This is a genomic window from Anoxybacillus ayderensis, assembly GCF_000833605.1.
In the GTDB taxonomy this organism is placed as follows: domain Bacteria; phylum Bacillota; class Bacilli; order Bacillales; family Anoxybacillaceae; genus Anoxybacillus; species Anoxybacillus ayderensis.
Genome location: NZ_JXTG01000021.1, coordinates 22781 through 38729 on the forward strand (window position 1 = coordinate 22781; position 15949 = coordinate 38729).

Annotated in this window: 15 protein-coding genes and 1 pseudogene; 4 read left to right on the forward strand and 12 right to left on the reverse strand. The window is 40.5% G+C overall.

Going from position 1 to position 15949, the window contains the following annotated elements; genetic code table 11:
- Nucleotides 1-89 precede the first annotated feature (89 nt).
- A complete protein-coding gene (gene gltC / locus JV16_RS12910) occupies nucleotides 90-989 on the forward strand; it encodes a glutamate biosynthesis transcriptional regulator GltC (RefSeq protein WP_021095288.1) in 900 nt (299 codons plus the stop codon).
- A 34-nt stretch (nucleotides 990-1023) separates the two neighbouring features.
- Here gltC and JV16_RS12915 read toward each other — a convergent pair whose 3' ends face one another.
- The gene (locus tag JV16_RS12915) at nucleotides 1024-2385 is read right to left on the reverse strand and encodes a methyl-accepting chemotaxis protein (RefSeq protein WP_042536197.1); all 1362 of its coding nucleotides are present in this window, start codon (nucleotides 2383-2385) and stop codon (nucleotides 1024-1026) included.
- A gap of 92 nt (nucleotides 2386-2477) precedes the next feature.
- Complete coding sequence (locus tag JV16_RS12920; protein ID WP_042536199.1) at nucleotides 2478-2873, reverse strand: GtrA family protein; 396 nt, start codon at nucleotides 2871-2873, stop codon at nucleotides 2478-2480.
- Between the two features lie 116 nt (nucleotides 2874-2989).
- Here JV16_RS12920 and JV16_RS12925 point away from each other — a divergent pair, with 116 nt between their 5' ends.
- Nucleotides 2990-3454 carry a GyrI-like domain-containing protein gene (locus tag JV16_RS12925; RefSeq protein ID WP_021095970.1) on the forward strand — a complete coding sequence of 155 codons (465 nt, stop codon included), beginning with the start codon at nucleotides 2990-2992 and terminating at the stop codon, nucleotides 3452-3454.
- 52 nt (nucleotides 3455-3506) lie between these two features.
- On the opposite strand, the gene JV16_RS12930 is transcribed toward JV16_RS12925, so the two are convergent.
- From JV16_RS12930 to JV16_RS12945, 5 genes and pseudogenes are all read right to left on the reverse strand, one after another.
- The gene (locus tag JV16_RS12930) at nucleotides 3507-4430 is read right to left on the reverse strand and encodes an AEC family transporter (RefSeq protein WP_021095971.1); all 924 of its coding nucleotides are present in this window, start codon (nucleotides 4428-4430) and stop codon (nucleotides 3507-3509) included.
- A gap of 115 nt (nucleotides 4431-4545) precedes the next feature.
- Entirely contained in the window at nucleotides 4546-5976 is a 1431-nt protein-coding gene (locus JV16_RS12935) for an aldehyde dehydrogenase family protein (protein WP_042536201.1), read from the reverse strand.
- 156 nt (nucleotides 5977-6132) lie between these two features.
- Complete coding sequence (locus JV16_RS12940; RefSeq protein ID WP_021095979.1) at nucleotides 6133-7272, reverse strand: RNA-guided endonuclease InsQ/TnpB family protein; 1140 nt, start codon at nucleotides 7270-7272, stop codon at nucleotides 6133-6135.
- Nucleotides 7169-7393, reverse strand: a pseudogene (locus tag JV16_RS16205) (hypothetical protein); the annotation flags it as partial. The pseudogene JV16_RS16205 and the gene JV16_RS12940, both read right to left, overlap by 104 nt.
- Before the next feature lie 305 nt (nucleotides 7394-7698).
- A complete protein-coding gene (locus tag JV16_RS12945; RefSeq protein ID WP_052481263.1) occupies nucleotides 7699-9108 on the reverse strand; it encodes a cryptochrome/photolyase family protein in 1410 nt (469 codons plus the stop codon).
- A gap of 70 nt (nucleotides 9109-9178) precedes the next feature.
- Between JV16_RS12945 and JV16_RS12950 the strand changes: the two genes are divergently transcribed.
- Complete coding sequence (locus JV16_RS12950; protein WP_235045466.1) at nucleotides 9179-10648, forward strand: phytoene desaturase family protein; 1470 nt, start codon at nucleotides 9179-9181, stop codon at nucleotides 10646-10648.
- A 21-nt stretch (nucleotides 10649-10669) separates the two neighbouring features.
- On the opposite strand, the gene JV16_RS12955 is transcribed toward JV16_RS12950, so the two are convergent.
- Together JV16_RS12955 and asnB are read right to left on the reverse strand one after the other, a co-directional pair.
- The gene (locus tag JV16_RS12955) at nucleotides 10670-11080 is read right to left on the reverse strand and encodes a protease complex subunit PrcB family protein (protein ID WP_021095982.1); all 411 of its coding nucleotides are present in this window, start codon (nucleotides 11078-11080) and stop codon (nucleotides 10670-10672) included.
- A 109-nt stretch (nucleotides 11081-11189) separates the two neighbouring features.
- Entirely contained in the window at nucleotides 11190-13082 is a 1893-nt protein-coding gene (gene asnB / locus JV16_RS12960) for an asparagine synthase (glutamine-hydrolyzing) (RefSeq protein ID WP_042536208.1), read from the reverse strand.
- Between the two features lie 231 nt (nucleotides 13083-13313).
- Between asnB and JV16_RS12965 the strand changes: the two genes are divergently transcribed.
- On the forward strand, nucleotides 13314-14843 hold the full coding sequence (locus JV16_RS12965) for a multicopper oxidase family protein (protein WP_042536210.1): 1530 nt from the start codon (nucleotides 13314-13316) through the stop codon (nucleotides 14841-14843).
- A gap of 64 nt (nucleotides 14844-14907) precedes the next feature.
- On the opposite strand, the gene JV16_RS12970 is transcribed toward JV16_RS12965, so the two are convergent.
- The 3 genes from JV16_RS12970 to JV16_RS15385 form a co-directional block, all read right to left on the reverse strand.
- Nucleotides 14908-15246 carry a HepT-like ribonuclease domain-containing protein gene (locus tag JV16_RS12970; protein WP_021095628.1) on the reverse strand — a complete coding sequence of 113 codons (339 nt, stop codon included), beginning with the start codon at nucleotides 15244-15246 and terminating at the stop codon, nucleotides 14908-14910.
- Nucleotides 15230-15550 (reverse strand): nucleotidyltransferase family protein, encoded by a 321-nt coding sequence (locus JV16_RS12975; protein WP_035063457.1) that lies wholly within the window; start codon nucleotides 15548-15550, stop codon nucleotides 15230-15232. The genes JV16_RS12970 and JV16_RS12975 overlap by 17 nt, the downstream gene beginning before the upstream one ends.
- A 173-nt stretch (nucleotides 15551-15723) precedes the next feature.
- The coding region (locus tag JV16_RS15385) for an IS66 family transposase (RefSeq protein ID WP_042536433.1) at nucleotides 15724-15949 on the reverse strand (226 nt) is incomplete at its 5' end.

Below are 15949 nucleotides of genomic sequence, written 5' to 3' on the forward strand. Positions count from 1 at the left end.
ATAATTGTAGATTTCAATAATCATACAAACAATATATAATTTAGATAACATTCATCTCATTTTGAGAATGATGGAAAGGAGTAGAAAATATGGAATTAAGACAGCTCGTTTATTTCACGGAAGTTGCGAAACGGGAACATGTATCAGAAGCTGCTGAAGCATTGCATGTTGCACAATCCGCCGTCAGTCGCCAAATTGCCAATTTGGAGGATGAGCTTGGGGTGAAGTTATTTGAACGAGAAGGAAGGAATGTGAAATTAACACCGATCGGACGTCACTTTTTACAACATATTGAATTAGCACTAAAAGCGATCGACTATGCGAAACAACAAATTGAGGAATATTTAGATCCAGAACGCGGAACGATTAAAATCGGTTTTCCGACGAGTCTTGCAAGCTATACGATGCCGATGGTCATTTCTACGTTTAAACAACAACATCCGCACATTTCCTTTCATTTGCGCCAAGGGTCGTACAAATTTTTAATCGAGGCGGTGAAAAAACGAGAAATCGATTTAGCTTTTTTAGGTCCTGTTCCAACAGAGGAAAAAGGTATTCGAGGGGATATTTTATTTACAGAGTCGTTCGCAGCGCTCATTCCGAAAGATCATCCACTTAGTCAGAAACGAAGCATTGCACTAAGCGAATTGCGACACGAGCCATTCGTCATGTTTCCAGAAGGATTTATTTTGCGAAAAATAGTAGAAGATGCTTGCAAACAAGCGGGCTTTTCTCCGATTATTTCATCGGAAGGGGAAGATTTAGATGCGATCAAAGGGCTCGTTTCAGCAAGTATCGGCGTCACTTTATTACCAGAGAGCACGTTTTACGAGACAACTCCACGCTATACAGTGAAAGTGCCAATCGAACTTCCGCTCGTTCGCCGCAACGTCGGAATTATTTTACCGAATCACGACCTGGCGCCATCCGTCAACGTATTTTATCAGTTTGTCAAACAATTTTTCGCCATGTTAGATCGATACCAGTAAGCCAGCTAATGTGCATAGCCGGCTTACTGTATAACTACACAGATAAATCGATGCCGACAACCCCAACGACAGAACCATCTTGAACAATTGGTGCTGAAATGGTCAAACATGGGCGTTTTGTCAACGCTGATGTATATACAGAAGAAACGTACACATTGCCTTTTGTCGCCTCAACAAACCACGGTCGAGCTTTGGCATTGACAAGACCAGCTGGAGGATTTGAGTAAATAAATGTTCCGTCGATTCGATTTGACCAAACTGCCTCGACATTTTCGTTTACGTGTAAAAATTCATTTAAATACACTTCATGTTCACTCGCATTCAAACGATCAAACGGATAAGATTGCACAAATGATGTAAGCTTTTCTTTCATTCGTTCAATGACACGCAAGTCCATAGAGAACGTTCGTTCATGTTCATCTTTTTTCATCATGGCTTGTAATTCATTTGATGTTTTTTCAATCGCTTCGTTTACTTTCAACATTTGTTCGACATTTTTATGCTGTATATCCATATGTCTCGCTACTTCGTGCGCATAGTTTTTATTTTCTGATGCCATCGCTGAAATATATGCAAGCAAAGCTGAAATTTCTTGTACACTCGCTGTCTGCCCTTCAACAGATTGTGCCGATTCGTGCGCCAACGCGGTCATATCATGTAACCGTTCTTTAAATCCAACCATAAGAGATAATACACGGTTCATTTCATTTGATCCGTTTTCGATTTGCTCATTTTCTACTTCTACCATTCTCATCGTCGAATGAATCCCCGATTGGATAGAAGATAAAATATTTCGCGTTTGTTCTACTGCAACAGATGTTTGATTCGCTAATTTTCCTACTTCATTCGCAACAACTGAAAATCCTCTACCGTGCTCTCCTGCGCGTGCTGATTCAATATTTGCATTCAGAGCTAAAATACCCGTTTTTTGTGAAATCGAAGCAATCGTTGACAAAATGTGACGAATTTCTTGCGACTGCTTGACTAACAACTCCATCTGACTAAGCAAAGCATAATGACTCGTTCGCAACTCATCCATGTCAAGTTGAAGTTTTTGTAGTGAATTCCATGCTACAATAAGCTCATTATAGGACGCTTCACTGTACTCATGAATACGACGGGAAACATCGGAAACTTTCAATGCTGACGACTCGATGACTTTCGTCTTTTCTTCCACTTGTAGTGTATAACTTACTGTTTTTTCTAAATGGTCAACAAGTTGGAACGTACTTTGTTGCGTTGCATTAGACGTATGATCAAGTGAACTAGCAGCTAGTTTCATTTGTTCAACAACTGCTTTTAATTGATCAACCGCCACTTCAATTTGACTTAGTATTTCACTCGGTTTCTCTTCTTTCGCTTCTTCCACTTTCAATCTCTTCTTTATCAAAAACATACACACGCCCCCTTATGTTATATTTAATAACATAAATATAACATAAGAAGTAAATAAAACAACTATTTTTTCTTAATATTTCGAAATATGTGTTACTTTTCTTCACAACATACTTTTTCAGAAAACACCCACATGCGACTGCCGAACCAATTGATTGCTATTCCGCCCATTGTCGCTATCGTTTTGTTTAAAGCAATCGGAAACATTTCGCTGAAACGATGTAACATCATGATCGTCACGATGAGAGAACAAAGGTTTACGACAAGAAAGCGAACAAATTGTTTTTTTATCCCTCCTGCTGATCGAAATGTCCACGTTCGATTCCATATATAGCTATTGATCACACCTACGCTATAGCCGAATATTTGCGCCCACATATACGGCACATGAAGTGCTATGAGCGAGAAAAATACCAAAAAATCCACAAGTGTATTACTCATCCCAACAACAATAAAACGAAAGAATGTAACGATGTTATTCAATATCATGCAACACCTTCTGAAAAATTTATAAATGTATATTGGATTTTTATGTTAATATAAAAAGGTGAGAAATTTCAACTCATACAAAAATGTCCATCAATTTAACAAAAGGAGCTAACGAAATGGAGTATAAAATTGAAACCATCCCATTTGAATTAACACTGGTAGGAAAAGGATACCACGTAAAAACAAACGAAGCATTTCAAACGATTCCTTCACTTTGGGCTCATGCCGAGAAGAATGGATTGATGCAACAACTTATTGATTTGTCGTGGGAACAGCCGAAGTGTACACTTGAAGGGCTGTTAGGCGTTTGTGGGAAAGATGCAACAATAACAGATGAGGAGTTTATTTACTTCATGGGGATACGCTATGACGGAGAAGTGTCAAACATGGAACGAATGACGATTTCGCATGATACATGGGCAGTTATTCCAAATATTGACGAAGCGTGGCAGCAATTATATTCACAATGGCTCCCTGCTTCTCAATATAAGCTCGCTAATTTTCCTTGCATCGAATGTTATTATCCGCCAACTCGCCATCCGGAAAATGAATTGTGGGTTCCTGTCATCATGAAGTCATAAAACAAACGTATGCCAAAAGAACCATAAACGGTGGGCTCCCTTGGCATGTGGGTTAAAAATAAACATGCGCTATACCAATGACACTAGCTACTGTCACCGGACTAAGCAAAGTAGATAAAAATACAGCTTGGGCTGCATATTCGGGATGATGATTGTATTCTAACGCATATAACGCTGTATTTCGCGAACAAGGATATGCACTTGCAATAAGCAACGCTTGGGCTGTAATTCCTTTTATATGTAAAATCAAAATGATGAAAAAAGCGATGAAAGGAGAGATAATTAGCCGACTACCAATCGTTATAAACATGAGACGCGGAATACGTTTCATATTCATATAAGCAAGTTGAGCACCTAACGTCAACAAAGCAATCGCTAAAAAAGCATCAGCGACATGCTCAAGCGGCTGCCAAATAAACGAGGGGACAGAAATATGAAAAACTCGGAAAATAACACCAAAAATAAGGGCATAAATAATCGGATTTTTTAAAAATTCACGAGTCATTCTCCCTTTATTTTCACTTGCAGAAATAAACTGAAACAATCCATACGTGTTCGTTAAAAAGTTTTGAAAAATCGTTACAACAATTTGGATCGACAAACCTATCGGCTCTTGGCGAAAAATAAGTTGACTAACCGGGATACCAAAATTACCAGAATTGTTAAGCACGATTGTATTTTGAAACGTTGCCCCTAAACTTCGATCAAGCTTTAGCCATCTTGCCATCATCGCACTAAGCATAATAAGCGTCCCATTTTGTATAACGAGAAAAAAGAGGATGTTCAACAATACATCACTTGTTATGTCGCTCTCATAAATGTTTACAAACCCAACTACCGGAAGCAAAAAAGATGTCGTTATTTTTGACAACGTATTCATATCAAAATGAAACAATCGATGCAAATACGCCCCTGCACCAATCAACAAAAACAGCGGCAAAATGACATCAATCACCATGCGGATAAAAATGTCCAATGGAAGTCCCCCTTCCATGTATTACTTCCTTGCGCTCATCCATCCTTCGCGCACCTGAACGAAAACGGCTCTTGTTTCAGACGACAAGAGCCAAAATTGTTCGATTGTGCACTCTTTACCGATTTCGGTTGAAAATAATAAGCTTTAACTCTGTCATTTCTTCGATTGCGTATCGAATACCTTCGCGCCCAAATCCGCTTTCTTTTACCCCGCCATATGGCATATGGTCGACACGAAACGTTGGAATGTCATTAATAAGCACCCCGCCGACATGTAGTTTCTCTGCCGCTTCCCATGCCGTATGAACATCGTCTGTATATATGCCTGCTTGCAACCCGTAGCGCGAATCGTTGACAAGCTCAATCGCTTCGTCGACAGATGAAACTTTATTAATCAACACAATCGGCGCAAACACTTCTTGGCATGATACCTTCAATGTTGGCGATGCGTCTAAAATGACTGTCGGCAACAAAATATTTCCTTGTCTCTCCCCACCAATTGCAACGGTAGCGCCTCCTTGTTTCGCTTCCTCGATCCATTGTAACGAACGCTCCACATCTTTTTCAGAAATAAGAGCCGAAACGTCTGTCTTCGGATCAAGCGGGTCACCAACTTTCAACTGCTTCACCGCTGCCACAAACTTTTCGACGAATTCTTTATACCGTTTTTCATGCACATAAATACGTTGCAAGGAAATACACACTTGCCCTTGAAACGAGAAAGCACCGACGACGCATCGCGGAATGATTCGATCAACGTCCACTTGTTCATCAATAATGACGGCTGAGTTTGACCCTAATTCTAGCGTCACACGTTTTAAGCCAGCTTTGTTGCGAATAGCGATTCCTACGTCAGGACTTCCTGTAAATGTGATCATGCGAACACGCGGATCTGTCACAATTTGATCGCCAACTGTTTTTCCGCTGCCTGTCACGACATTAAGTGCCCCTTTTGGCAATCCTGCTCGTTCAAACAACTCCGCGATAAAATACGCAGAAAGCGGCGTTTGGCTCGCAGGCTTCAATACGACCGTATTTCCAGATGCAATCGCAGGGCCTAGCTTATGCGCTACTAAATTCATCGGAAAATTAAACGGGGTAATCGCTCCAATCACTCCAATCGGCTCTCTGACCGTAAAAGCGACACGATGCTCCCCACCTGGCGCAGCATCAAGTGGAATCGTCTCCCCATGAATTCGCTTCGCCTCTTCCGCCGCAAATTTATACGTTTGAATCGTCCGCGCTACTTCCGCTTTGGCGATTGTGATTGGCTTTGCGGCTTCTTTCGCGATGATCGTAGCCGCTTCGTCCGCACGCTGTTGCAATAACGTCACGACTCTCTCTAAAATGGCCGCGCGTTCATGTGCAGGCATCTTCGCCATCGTTCGTCGCGCTTTATCCGCAGCCGCAATCGCCCGCTTCACATCTTGTTCTGTCGCAGTAGGAATGTGTGCCAATACTTCTCCATCATATGGCGCCAAAAGTTGAGTGTACGACTCTGCTTCTACCCATTCTCCGTTAATGTAAAGCTTCTTTTTTTCTATCATTGTTCTCCCGTTACGCAAAACTTACAAAACTCTACAAGAACCTTGTAGACATTTCTGTTTGCTTCCTTGTTCATCGCGCCCGATTTTGCCGAAGCTACTCTCGTTTGTTTGGCGCTCCGAAGGCTTGACTTCCCGTGTAACTCACGGTACAAACAGCTATGCAGGATATGTTGAAAGGTTGATACTTGCATTCCAATCTCTGTCCATTTCCATCCCGCAATGCTCGCATCGAAATACGCGGTCTGATAGCTTTATTTTCGGTTGAATATATCCGCACGAATGACACATCTTTGTTGATGGATACCACCGATCGGCTTCGACAAACTCGATCCCAAACCATTCGCATTTGTGTTTGATTTTTTGTTTCAACGTGTACAACCGTTGTTGTTGAATAGCCTTCGATAGATGGCGGTTTTTCATCATCCCACGAATATTTAAATGCTCCATGACGATCCGAGAAGGCTTGGTTCTCACCAACTCGTTCACCACTTGATTCTCGTAGTCCATGCGTTTATGTTCTAACCGAATTTGTATCTTCTGCATCTTCCTTTCGAGTTTTGCAATGTTGCGTGTTTTGACGTAACGGACTGCACCTCCTTTTTCTTGAATTTTGTTCATTTCATACTTTCTTGAGCATTTGCGCTGCAACCGACGCAAACGCTTTTCTAGTTTTTTGATTTCTTTCGTTCGATTTATGTTTGGGAATACCCGACCGTCCGAACAAACAGCTAAATCTTTTATTCCCACGTCGATTCCTAGCGTATGGCTGTTTAATGCGACAGATGGTTTTGGAACGTCATATCCTACGGACACATACCAATGCACACCGTCAAACGTGATACGAGGGTTGTAATACTTTGTATTCGTTGGAATTTTTCCTCGTTCGGATAGACGTACCCATCCGACTTTTTCGATATACATATGCGTATCACTAAATTTGATTTTTTCTGTGTCTTGGTAGAAAGATGGCTTGCTTCTCTTTTTGCTTTTGAATCTTGGCTTTTTTGTTTTTCCTTTAAAAAAGTCTTTATATGCTTTGCACGCATCTTTAATGGCTTGTTTGGTGATATTGTTGGAATAATCGTATAACCATTGATAATTGGGGTCGTTTTGTTTTAAAGCGGTGAGCTTTTTTCGTAAATCCCCGTCTTTGATGAATTTGCCACCGCTTTTATCATTGTTTTCTTGTTGTTCAAGCGTCCAATTGTACGCCCAACGAGCCACGCCTGCGGATCCAAATAATTTTGTTCGTTGCTTGTTGTTCGGCTCTAACCTCACTTTGATCGACCGAATCATCCTCAAGCCACTCCTTTATCATTTTCTTGGCTCGATTGGCTCTTTTCCCTTGAAGCTTACAACTAAAAACGGTGATAATCTGAACTAAATCTTCGACAAGTTCTTGTTCTTCTGTTTTATCCCAATTTCTTAACGTTTGTTGGCTTGTTCCGATAAGCTTCGCGAATTCGCCAATGCTGTAATATTTCAGTCACCTCTCTACATAAGTAATACCATGAAAATTTATTATTTATGTAGAGATTTTTATAAATAATTACAAAAATTATTTAACTGTCCTCTCCCCCCTTTCTCATCTCCCTCAATCAAAACGGCTCATAACAACGCTGAAGGATATACGCTCTTTATTTCTATTCTTTTTTACAATTTATAATCCTTCACAAGCTTTATGCTTTAACTAAAGCAAAAAAGCCCACTTCATCAAGTAGGCTATAATCGTTCATTCATTTGAAACAACGCAATGGCGCGTTGGCGTTGCAATGAATGGTCTACTGTCGGTGCAGGGTAATCGACTTTTATGTTACTTTTCCATGGCTCATGAATATGTGCCGAAGGGAAAGAAGCAAGTTCTGGTACATATGTGCGAATATATGTGCCGTCTGGGTCAAACTTTTTCGATTGTTCAATCGGGTTAAAGACGCGAAAATACGGTACAGCATCTGTCCCGACAGAAGCAGCCCATTGCCACCCCCCGATATTTGATGCTTCATCGTAATCGATTAACATATGTTGAAAGTATTGTTCGCCCATGCGCCAATCGATCAAATAATCTTTTGTTAAAAACGAGGCAACAACCATGCGCAGACGGTTGTGCATCCATCCTTCCTTTTTCAACTGGCGCATCCCTGCATCAACGAGTGGAAAACCTGTTTTTCCTTCTTTCCAAACTTCAAAGCGTTCATCATCACGCGACCATGGAAGATGACGATACTTTTCAATAAACGCTTCCGTTTTTGTAAACGGAAAATGCGCATAAATCATATGATAAAAATCGCGCCAAGCTAGCTCTTTTATATACGTTTCTATCGCTTCATCATATCCATTTCCAAATTGTTGCGCAACCGCATGAAAAACGGTGCGAATAGAAATCGTCCCAGTTCTTAAATGTGGAGATAAACGACTTGTCCCCGCAACGCCCGGAATATCTCGTTTCCGATGATAATGCGGAAGTGCCGTATCGATAAACTGCTGTAAAACATGTAAAGCGTCTTGTTCGCTCGTATGCTCCCAACGTTTCGTACATGACGCAAGCCACATCGTAAACGCACGCTCGTCATCTTCCGAAAGCGGCGTGATATGTAACATATGAGCACGTAACAAATCGATGTCTATTGAAAGCGGAAAACGCTTCGGGCGTTTTCGCCATGCGCGGTAATATGGTGTATATACTTTATAAGGCGTTCCATCTGCTTTTAGTACTTCAAATGCCCCATGCATATGCGCATCATCATATGTATACACTTCCACCTCATGCTTTTGTAACAACGCCTGAACGTAATCATCCCGCTCTTTTCCACGCCCAACTTCGTCTTGATTAAAAAAAATCGCACGCATATTTGTATGACGAATGAGGCGAGTAAATACTTGATCTGTGTCCCCATACAATACATGCATGTGAATGCCGTATTCACATAATGACTGACGAAAGTGCTCAACTGTTTGAAAAAAGTATTCATGATGATACGTTCGCTCTTTGGCGAAATAAGGGTCAAAATGAAGGAAAAAAAGAAGCTTTCCTTCCCTTTCTTTCGCCCACTGAAGCGCGTGAACGAGCGCTGTATGATCGTGCAATCGAAAATCTCGGCGAAACCAAACAACTGCTGTATGCATACATCTCATCCTTTCAAATATTACGTGTTTTTATTGTACAATATTTGTTTAATAATTGTATAATAAAAAGAAAAAGAAGGTGAACATATTGTACGATGTCATTGTTGTTGGAACAGGATTCGGAGGGATGACCGCAAGCGCGCTGCTTGCGAAAAAAGGATACCGCACACTCACGCTCGAAGCTGCAAGCGAACTCGGTGGATGTGCAGGAAAGTTCGAACGACAGTCGTTTCGTTTTCAAGCAGGCGCTACACTTGGGATGGGATTTGAAGAAGGCGGCGTATTTTCAAAACTATTTCATGAACTCGACATGTCTCCCCCTCCTGTTCATTTATTGGATACGATCATGGACGTACATTTTTCGGAACGAACGATTCGATATTACCAACAAAAAGAACGTTGGTTTGAAGAAATTGCCCGACAGTTTCCAAAAGATAGCGCAGCCATTGTTCGCTTTTTTGAAGAAATGTTTTCTCTGGCGGATGCGATGCTTTCTTTTGTATATAAACGACCGATCGTTCCTCCGAAAACGATTAAACATTTATTTCAAGCGATGCAAAAAGCAGATCGCAAGCTAATAAGCGCCACACCATTTTTGTTTCAATCGATTGCGAAACGACTGCAACATTATGGCATCCGTGACGAAACGTTCATTGCTTTTTTAAACGGCCAACTCGTTGATAGTGTGCAAACAACGATTGAGCGTTGTCCCGCTTTGCTTGGCGCCGTCGCCTTAAGCATATTTCATCGCGGAGCGTTTTACGTTGAGGGAGGGCTTTCAAACGTTGTTCATACGATCGCTGAACGTTATAAACAGCTTGGCGGAGAACTACGGATGCGTGGAAAAGTTGTGTCCATTCGCAAACAGCGTCATTGGCTTGTGACGACAAATCGAAAACAAACATATGAAGCGAAACACGTTGTATTTAACGGCTCTATCCATAGTATTTTCTCCATTTTAGACGATTCAATAAAACGCACATTTTCAATTCGTGAAGAAAAGGAAAAAAAACGCCCAGCTTGGGGAGCATTTACCATTTATATTGGAGCGGACGACGACTTACAGACAGATAGCCTATACCACCAATTTATCGTCGATCGAACAAAACCGATGAGTGAAGGAAATCAATTTTTATTGTCCGCTTCTGCACCGTTCGATCGACAAATGGCGCCTGTAGGAAAACGTTCCATAACGATTTCGACCCATACCGAACCACTTCATTGGTGGAATCGTCATGCGTATGATGAACAGAAAAAGATGCTGACAGAACAAATATTGCAACATGTAAACAAAACATTCCCATTAACGAATATACATGTTCAATTAGTCGGCACACCTGTGACATTTTCTCGCTTTACTCATCGGGCGTTCGGAAAGGTAGGGGGATATATTCCAAACGGTGTCTTCAGTTTATTGTCTACGTATTCACCGCAAACGAATGTCGAAGGGTTATGGCTTTGCGGAGACACGGTGTTTCCTGGCGCAGGCTCGCTCGGTTGCGCATTATCAGGATGGATTGTTGCGGATGGCATTTCAGCAAGCAAATAGCTCTATGCCCAACACATAGAGCTATTTCTTTTTTATTTCGATTGGCACAGATGTTTTTATTTTTATTGCCACTTTCGGATATGTTAACGCTTGAGTAACCATCGCATCCGGCGCTGGTTTTCGCTCTTTATAGGAGACGATCGCCTTCCCTTTTTCGTATCGCACATCAATAACTTCAACCCCATATCCGCCTGTCTTTCTTTCACCAAGATGAATGACAACATACGTGACACCATCTTGTTGAACGGTATACGTTTGAAATTGTTTATGCTGTTTTTCATACAACGCTCTCATGTGCTTTGGAAGCTGTTCTTCTGTAACAACTTCGTATGGGATTTGATCTCCTTCTTTATACGCATATTGTTTCTCTGCTTTCGATACACCACAAGCAGAAAGAAGAAAACTCATCAACATAACGATCCATTTTTTCATTTTCATATTCCCCCCTTTTTTTATATTATTGTATGCATAGAGCGCAATAAACAATGAAGATTTTAAAAAAGAGCCCCTAGGTAAAACAGGAGCTCCGAACATGACTCATTTACACGAACAGTTTTCTTTTTTCTTCTTCATTCATAAAGTGATATTTTTTCTCGACATACACTTGATGCCAAACCATGAAAGTAAGTACGGTCCATATTTTTCGGCTATGATCTGCTTTGTTTTGACGATGTTCCTCTAGCAGACGATACAATACGTCTTTATGGAATAGATAATCTGTTTCACTTTCTTTTATCGTACGTTTCGCCCAGTCATATATTTCATCTTTTAACCAGTGCCGAATGGGAACAGGAAAGCCTAGCTTTTTGCGATGTAAAACATGATCTGGAACAATCCCTTCTGCTGCTTTCCGCAAAATATACTTTGTCGTTTTATTTTTCACTTTCATTTCCGGAGCAATTTTTGCGGCGACTTCAAATACTTTTTTATCGAGGAAAGGAACGCGTAATTCTAAAGAATGTGCCATCGTCATTTTATCTGCCTTCAATAAAATATCGCCTCGCAACCATGTGTGAATATCAATATATTGCATCCGATTGATCGGAGGATATCCTTCTGTTTCATGGTAAAACGGCGCGGTAATGTTTGTGTATGCTATATGTTGATCGTATGCTTTCAGCAACTCCTTTTTTTCCTGTTCACTATACATTTTCGCATTGCCGATATAACGTTTTTCGATTGGGGTAATCCCGCGTTCAATAAAACTTTTTCCCTTTACTCCTTCTGGCAATACTTTTGCGATCATTGCTAAAATGGAGCGTATGAAATTCGGCATTCGTTCAAATATTTGTAAAGATTTTGGTTCGTGATAAATGTTATATCCCCCAAACAATTCATCTGCTCCTTCACCAGAAAGGACAACGGTTACGTATTTCCTCGCTTCTCTTGCTACGAAATAAAGTGGGACCGCAGCCGGATCTGCCAACGGATCGTCCATATGCCATATAATTTTCGGCAATTCCTCCACATACTCGTTTGGAGAAATGATGTAACTAATATTTTCAACCCCCAACTTTTCTGCCGTTTCTTTTGCTACATCAATTTCGTTAAATCCTTCTCTCTCAAATCCGACTGAAAATGTTTTGATATGCGGATGAAATTGTTTCGCAATAGCTACAATGAGCGAAGAATCGATTCCTCCTGACAAAAATGAACCGACCGGAACATCGCTGCGCATATGAATACTTACCGAATCAAACAACACTTGTTGGATTTCTTTGACAAGTTCACTTTCCGATTGATTCGTCGGATGAAATGTAGCCTTCCAATAGCGCTGGATGTTTAATTTCTCTCCTAGTTTTTTCTTCATATAATGTCCAGGTTCTAGCTTGCGAATGTGGGCGGACATCGTCAACGGCTCTGGAACATATTGAAAAGTTAAATAATGTTGCAAAGCTTCATGATTTAGTTCGTCGTGTTCAAGAGCATATAAAATACTTTTCTTTTCGGAAGCGACAAACAGATGATTTTCTTTTTCTACATAAAAAAATGGTTTAATTCCGAACGGGTCACGTGCTGCGAAAATTTCTTTTTCTTGTTTATCCCAAATAACAAATACAAACATGCCACGAAGTTTATTCACTACGTTTTCCTTTTCAATACTATATAAAGCAACGATCACTTCTGTATCAGAATGGGTAGAAAACGTACACCCTTTCTTGATTAATTCGTCACGCAACTCGACGTAGTTGTAAATTTCTCCGTTAAATATAATCCAATATCTTCCATTTTCATAACATAGCGGCTGATGTCCATTTTCAAGATCAATAATGCTTAACCGCCGAAACCCAAAACTGACGTATTCATCAAAAAAATAGCCATGATCATCAGGGCCACGATGAGTGATCAGATCGTTCATATATCGGAACGTTTCTTTCCAGTTACTATTTATCTCTTTCGGGACATCAGAAATATAGCCAACAAAACCACACATCCTACAGTTGCCTCCATCTAGTCGTCATTTTACACATTGGAATGATTGAGGGTGAAGAAACACCTATATTTGCTATTGGATTGAAACAATAAAATGATGAACAAAAACTCTCATTCATACAAAAGACTATACCATAAATTTTGCCCGCTGTCTTGATAAGCTTTTCTCCATACATTTTGCACATTTCTTTTTTATGATGATGTTACGATACAAGTTTATGGAGGGAAAGCGATGAAGAAATTATGGTTAGGAACCGTATTGGTAGGAGTCATTGCGCTGAGTGCAGCTTGCTCTAATTCGATGCAAGGACACGATATGTCCAACATGCATACGAAAAAAGAAACAACTTCCAATAAAGAGAATTTGCCTTTGGCAAATGATACAGAGGCGCTATCCGGAAAAGAGATTCACCTGACGGCAAAGGAAACGTTATTGCAAATCAACGATCAAGTCAAGCTCCCAGTATACACGTATAATGGATCTGTACCAGGAGCGCAAATTCGTGTAAAGCAAGGAGAGCGAGTAAAAATTGTTTTTAAAAATGAATTGCCTGAACCGACCGCTATTCATTGGCACGGCTATCCTGTCTCTAATGATCAAGATGGTGTGCCTGGGGTGACAATGGATGCCATTAAACCAGGAGAAACGTTTACGTACGAATTTACAGCCACTATACCTGGAACGTACTGGTACCATTCGCATCAAAAAAGTGCCGAGCAAGTGGACAAAGGATTATACGGTACATTGATCGTTGAACCAAAAGAAGGAGAACAAGTCGATCGAGATTACACGCTCGTATTAGATGAATGGATGAGCCAACAACAAGCATCAACGACTGAACAATCCAATCATACAAATATGCATCACGGCAATAGCTCAATGATGCACGATATGAGTATGTACGATATTTTCACGATTAACGGAAAAAGCGGTCAAGCGATTGAACCACTGAAAGTGAAAAAAGGCGAAAAAGTGCGGCTTCGCCTCATCAACGCAGGGTACATGTCTCATAAACTCCATTTGCATGGACATTCGTTTAAAATTGTCGCAACAGACGGGCAGCCATTAAACGATCCGCAACCAATCAAAGATGAACTGTTGAATATTGCTCCGGGTGAGCGTTATGATATTGAGTTTATCGCCGATAATCCGGGAGAATGGTTATTAGAATGCCATGGAGATATGAAAGGTACTGATGGCATGAAAGTAAACATTCAATACGAAGGCCAAACAAACAAGACGGACAAAACAAATGCTAAAGAAACACTTCCTATTGTCGATATCACAACGTACGGAAAATACAAAACAGGGCCATTTACGCTAGACCAAACGTACGATGTAGAGTACACAATGGATTTAGGAACGGCTATGGACAAAAATGGGATGGTGTTCACGATCAATGGAAAAACGTATCCTAACACAGCGCCAATCAACGTGAAAAAAGGCGATATTGTCAAAGTAAAACTAGTGAACAGCTCACCGATGGATGTTCATCCAATGCATTTACACGGCCATTTCTTCCAAGTATTAAGCAAAAACGGGAAGCCAGTCACAGGCTCTCCATTGATCAAAGATTCGTTGAATATAAACCCTGGAGAAGAATATGTCGTCGCATTTCAAGCAGACAATCCGGGAAATTGGATGTTCCATTGCCATGACTTACATCACGCTTCAGCAGGAATGGTCACAGAATTAAAATACAAAGACTACAAATCAAGCTATACGCCAGATCCGAACGATACAACGAATAAAGGGGAGTAAGAAAAGGCGCCCTCTCCAAATAAAAAGACTGGAGGGGGCTTTTAACATGCATAACATTTGAAGTTTAATTTTTGTTTAACAACTGTTCAACATGCTGTTTTAGCTCAGGAATCTTATTTCGAACAACATCCCAAACAATTCGGTAATTAATGGAGAAATAACCATGGATCATCATATCCCTCATGCCAGCCATCTTTCTCCATTCGATATGTGGGGATGCCTGTCTAATTTCGTCTGGAATGTTTTTTGCTGCTTCACCGATTACTAATATGTTTTTAATGACCGCATCTGATATTAAATCATTATCTAGAAAGTCATCATAAGAAAGCCCTTGGGTGTACTTCTCAATTTTTTCTGCAGCAGCCAGAATATCTTGTAAAAAAACGCTAGGCTCTCTCTGCATACTTAGCACTCCCTAAAATAGTTGACATTAATGAAGGCTTAATATCATCGATAATGACTAAATCTACTTTTTTTTGAAAATGATCTTCCAAACTAAGTTTTAGGTCCATATAATTATCAAACGTCATCGCATCATCTGTAAATTCTACTAACACATCAATATCACTTGATTCTCTTTGTTCCCCTCGACTGTAAGAACCAAATATCCCAATTCGCTTTACACCATACTTTTTACTCCACATATCTAAATTTTTAGACATTTCATTGAGTATGTGTTGTTTTGATAACAAATGAATCACCTCCATTTTCTCCGTATCTGCTATTTTCATTATAACATCTCGGCTTTTCATTATTCTTCGTGAAAAAGAAAAAACTTTCGCTACTGAAAAAAGGTATTCCTTCGACGTAACTATTCACCCGAGTGCTAGTGTGTAAAGTAGCCCAGCACAAATAGGGCATTTCTGTCATAGAAAATGCCCTAGGTAGCGGAAAGAACACGATCTATCGTTTCGCCTGTCAACAGAAGACACAACGAGTCCCACACGTTTTTTTCGTGTTTCGTGAGTGTGGAAACGATGCTTCTTGCGATGCAAAACGACTGCGCGAACGTTTCCTGACGAAATGTACCCGAGATGTTCTCTTTGACTTTGACCATGCGAAGATCTCGTTCGGCTTGGTTGTTGTCAAAGGGAACGTGAGCTTCA

Bases quoted from the DNA above. Each gene is read 5' to 3' on its own strand.
- gltC (WP_021095288.1), top strand. From the start codon at position 90: ATGGAATTAAGACAGCTCGTTTATTTCACGGAAGTTGCGAAACGGGAA.
- JV16_RS12955 (WP_021095982.1), bottom strand. From the start codon at position 11,080: ATGAAAAAATGGATCGTTATGTTGATGAGTTTTCTTCTTTCTGCTTGT.
- JV16_RS12940 (WP_021095979.1), bottom strand. From the start codon at position 7,272: ATGATTCGGTCGATCAAAGTGAGGTTAGAGCCGAACAACAAGCAACGA.
- JV16_RS12975 (WP_035063457.1), bottom strand. From the start codon at position 15,550: ATGGAGGTGATTCATTTGTTATCAAAACAACACATACTCAATGAAATG.
- JV16_RS12925 (WP_021095970.1), top strand. From the start codon at position 2,990: ATGGAGTATAAAATTGAAACCATCCCATTTGAATTAACACTGGTAGGA.
- JV16_RS12970 (WP_021095628.1), bottom strand. From the start codon at position 15,246: ATGCAGAGAGAGCCTAGCGTTTTTTTACAAGATATTCTGGCTGCTGCA.
- JV16_RS12920 (WP_042536199.1), bottom strand. From the start codon at position 2,873: ATGATATTGAATAACATCGTTACATTCTTTCGTTTTATTGTTGTTGGG.
- JV16_RS12965 (WP_042536210.1), top strand. From the start codon at position 13,314: ATGAAGAAATTATGGTTAGGAACCGTATTGGTAGGAGTCATTGCGCTG.
- JV16_RS12915 (WP_042536197.1), bottom strand. From the start codon at position 2,385: ATGTTTTTGATAAAGAAGAGATTGAAAGTGGAAGAAGCGAAAGAAGAG.
- asnB (WP_042536208.1), bottom strand. From the start codon at position 13,082: ATGTGTGGTTTTGTTGGCTATATTTCTGATGTCCCGAAAGAGATAAAT.
- JV16_RS12945 (WP_052481263.1), bottom strand. From the start codon at position 9,108: ATGAGATGTATGCATACAGCAGTTGTTTGGTTTCGCCGAGATTTTCGA.
- JV16_RS12935 (WP_042536201.1), bottom strand. From the start codon at position 5,976: ATGATAGAAAAAAAGAAGCTTTACATTAACGGAGAATGGGTAGAAGCA.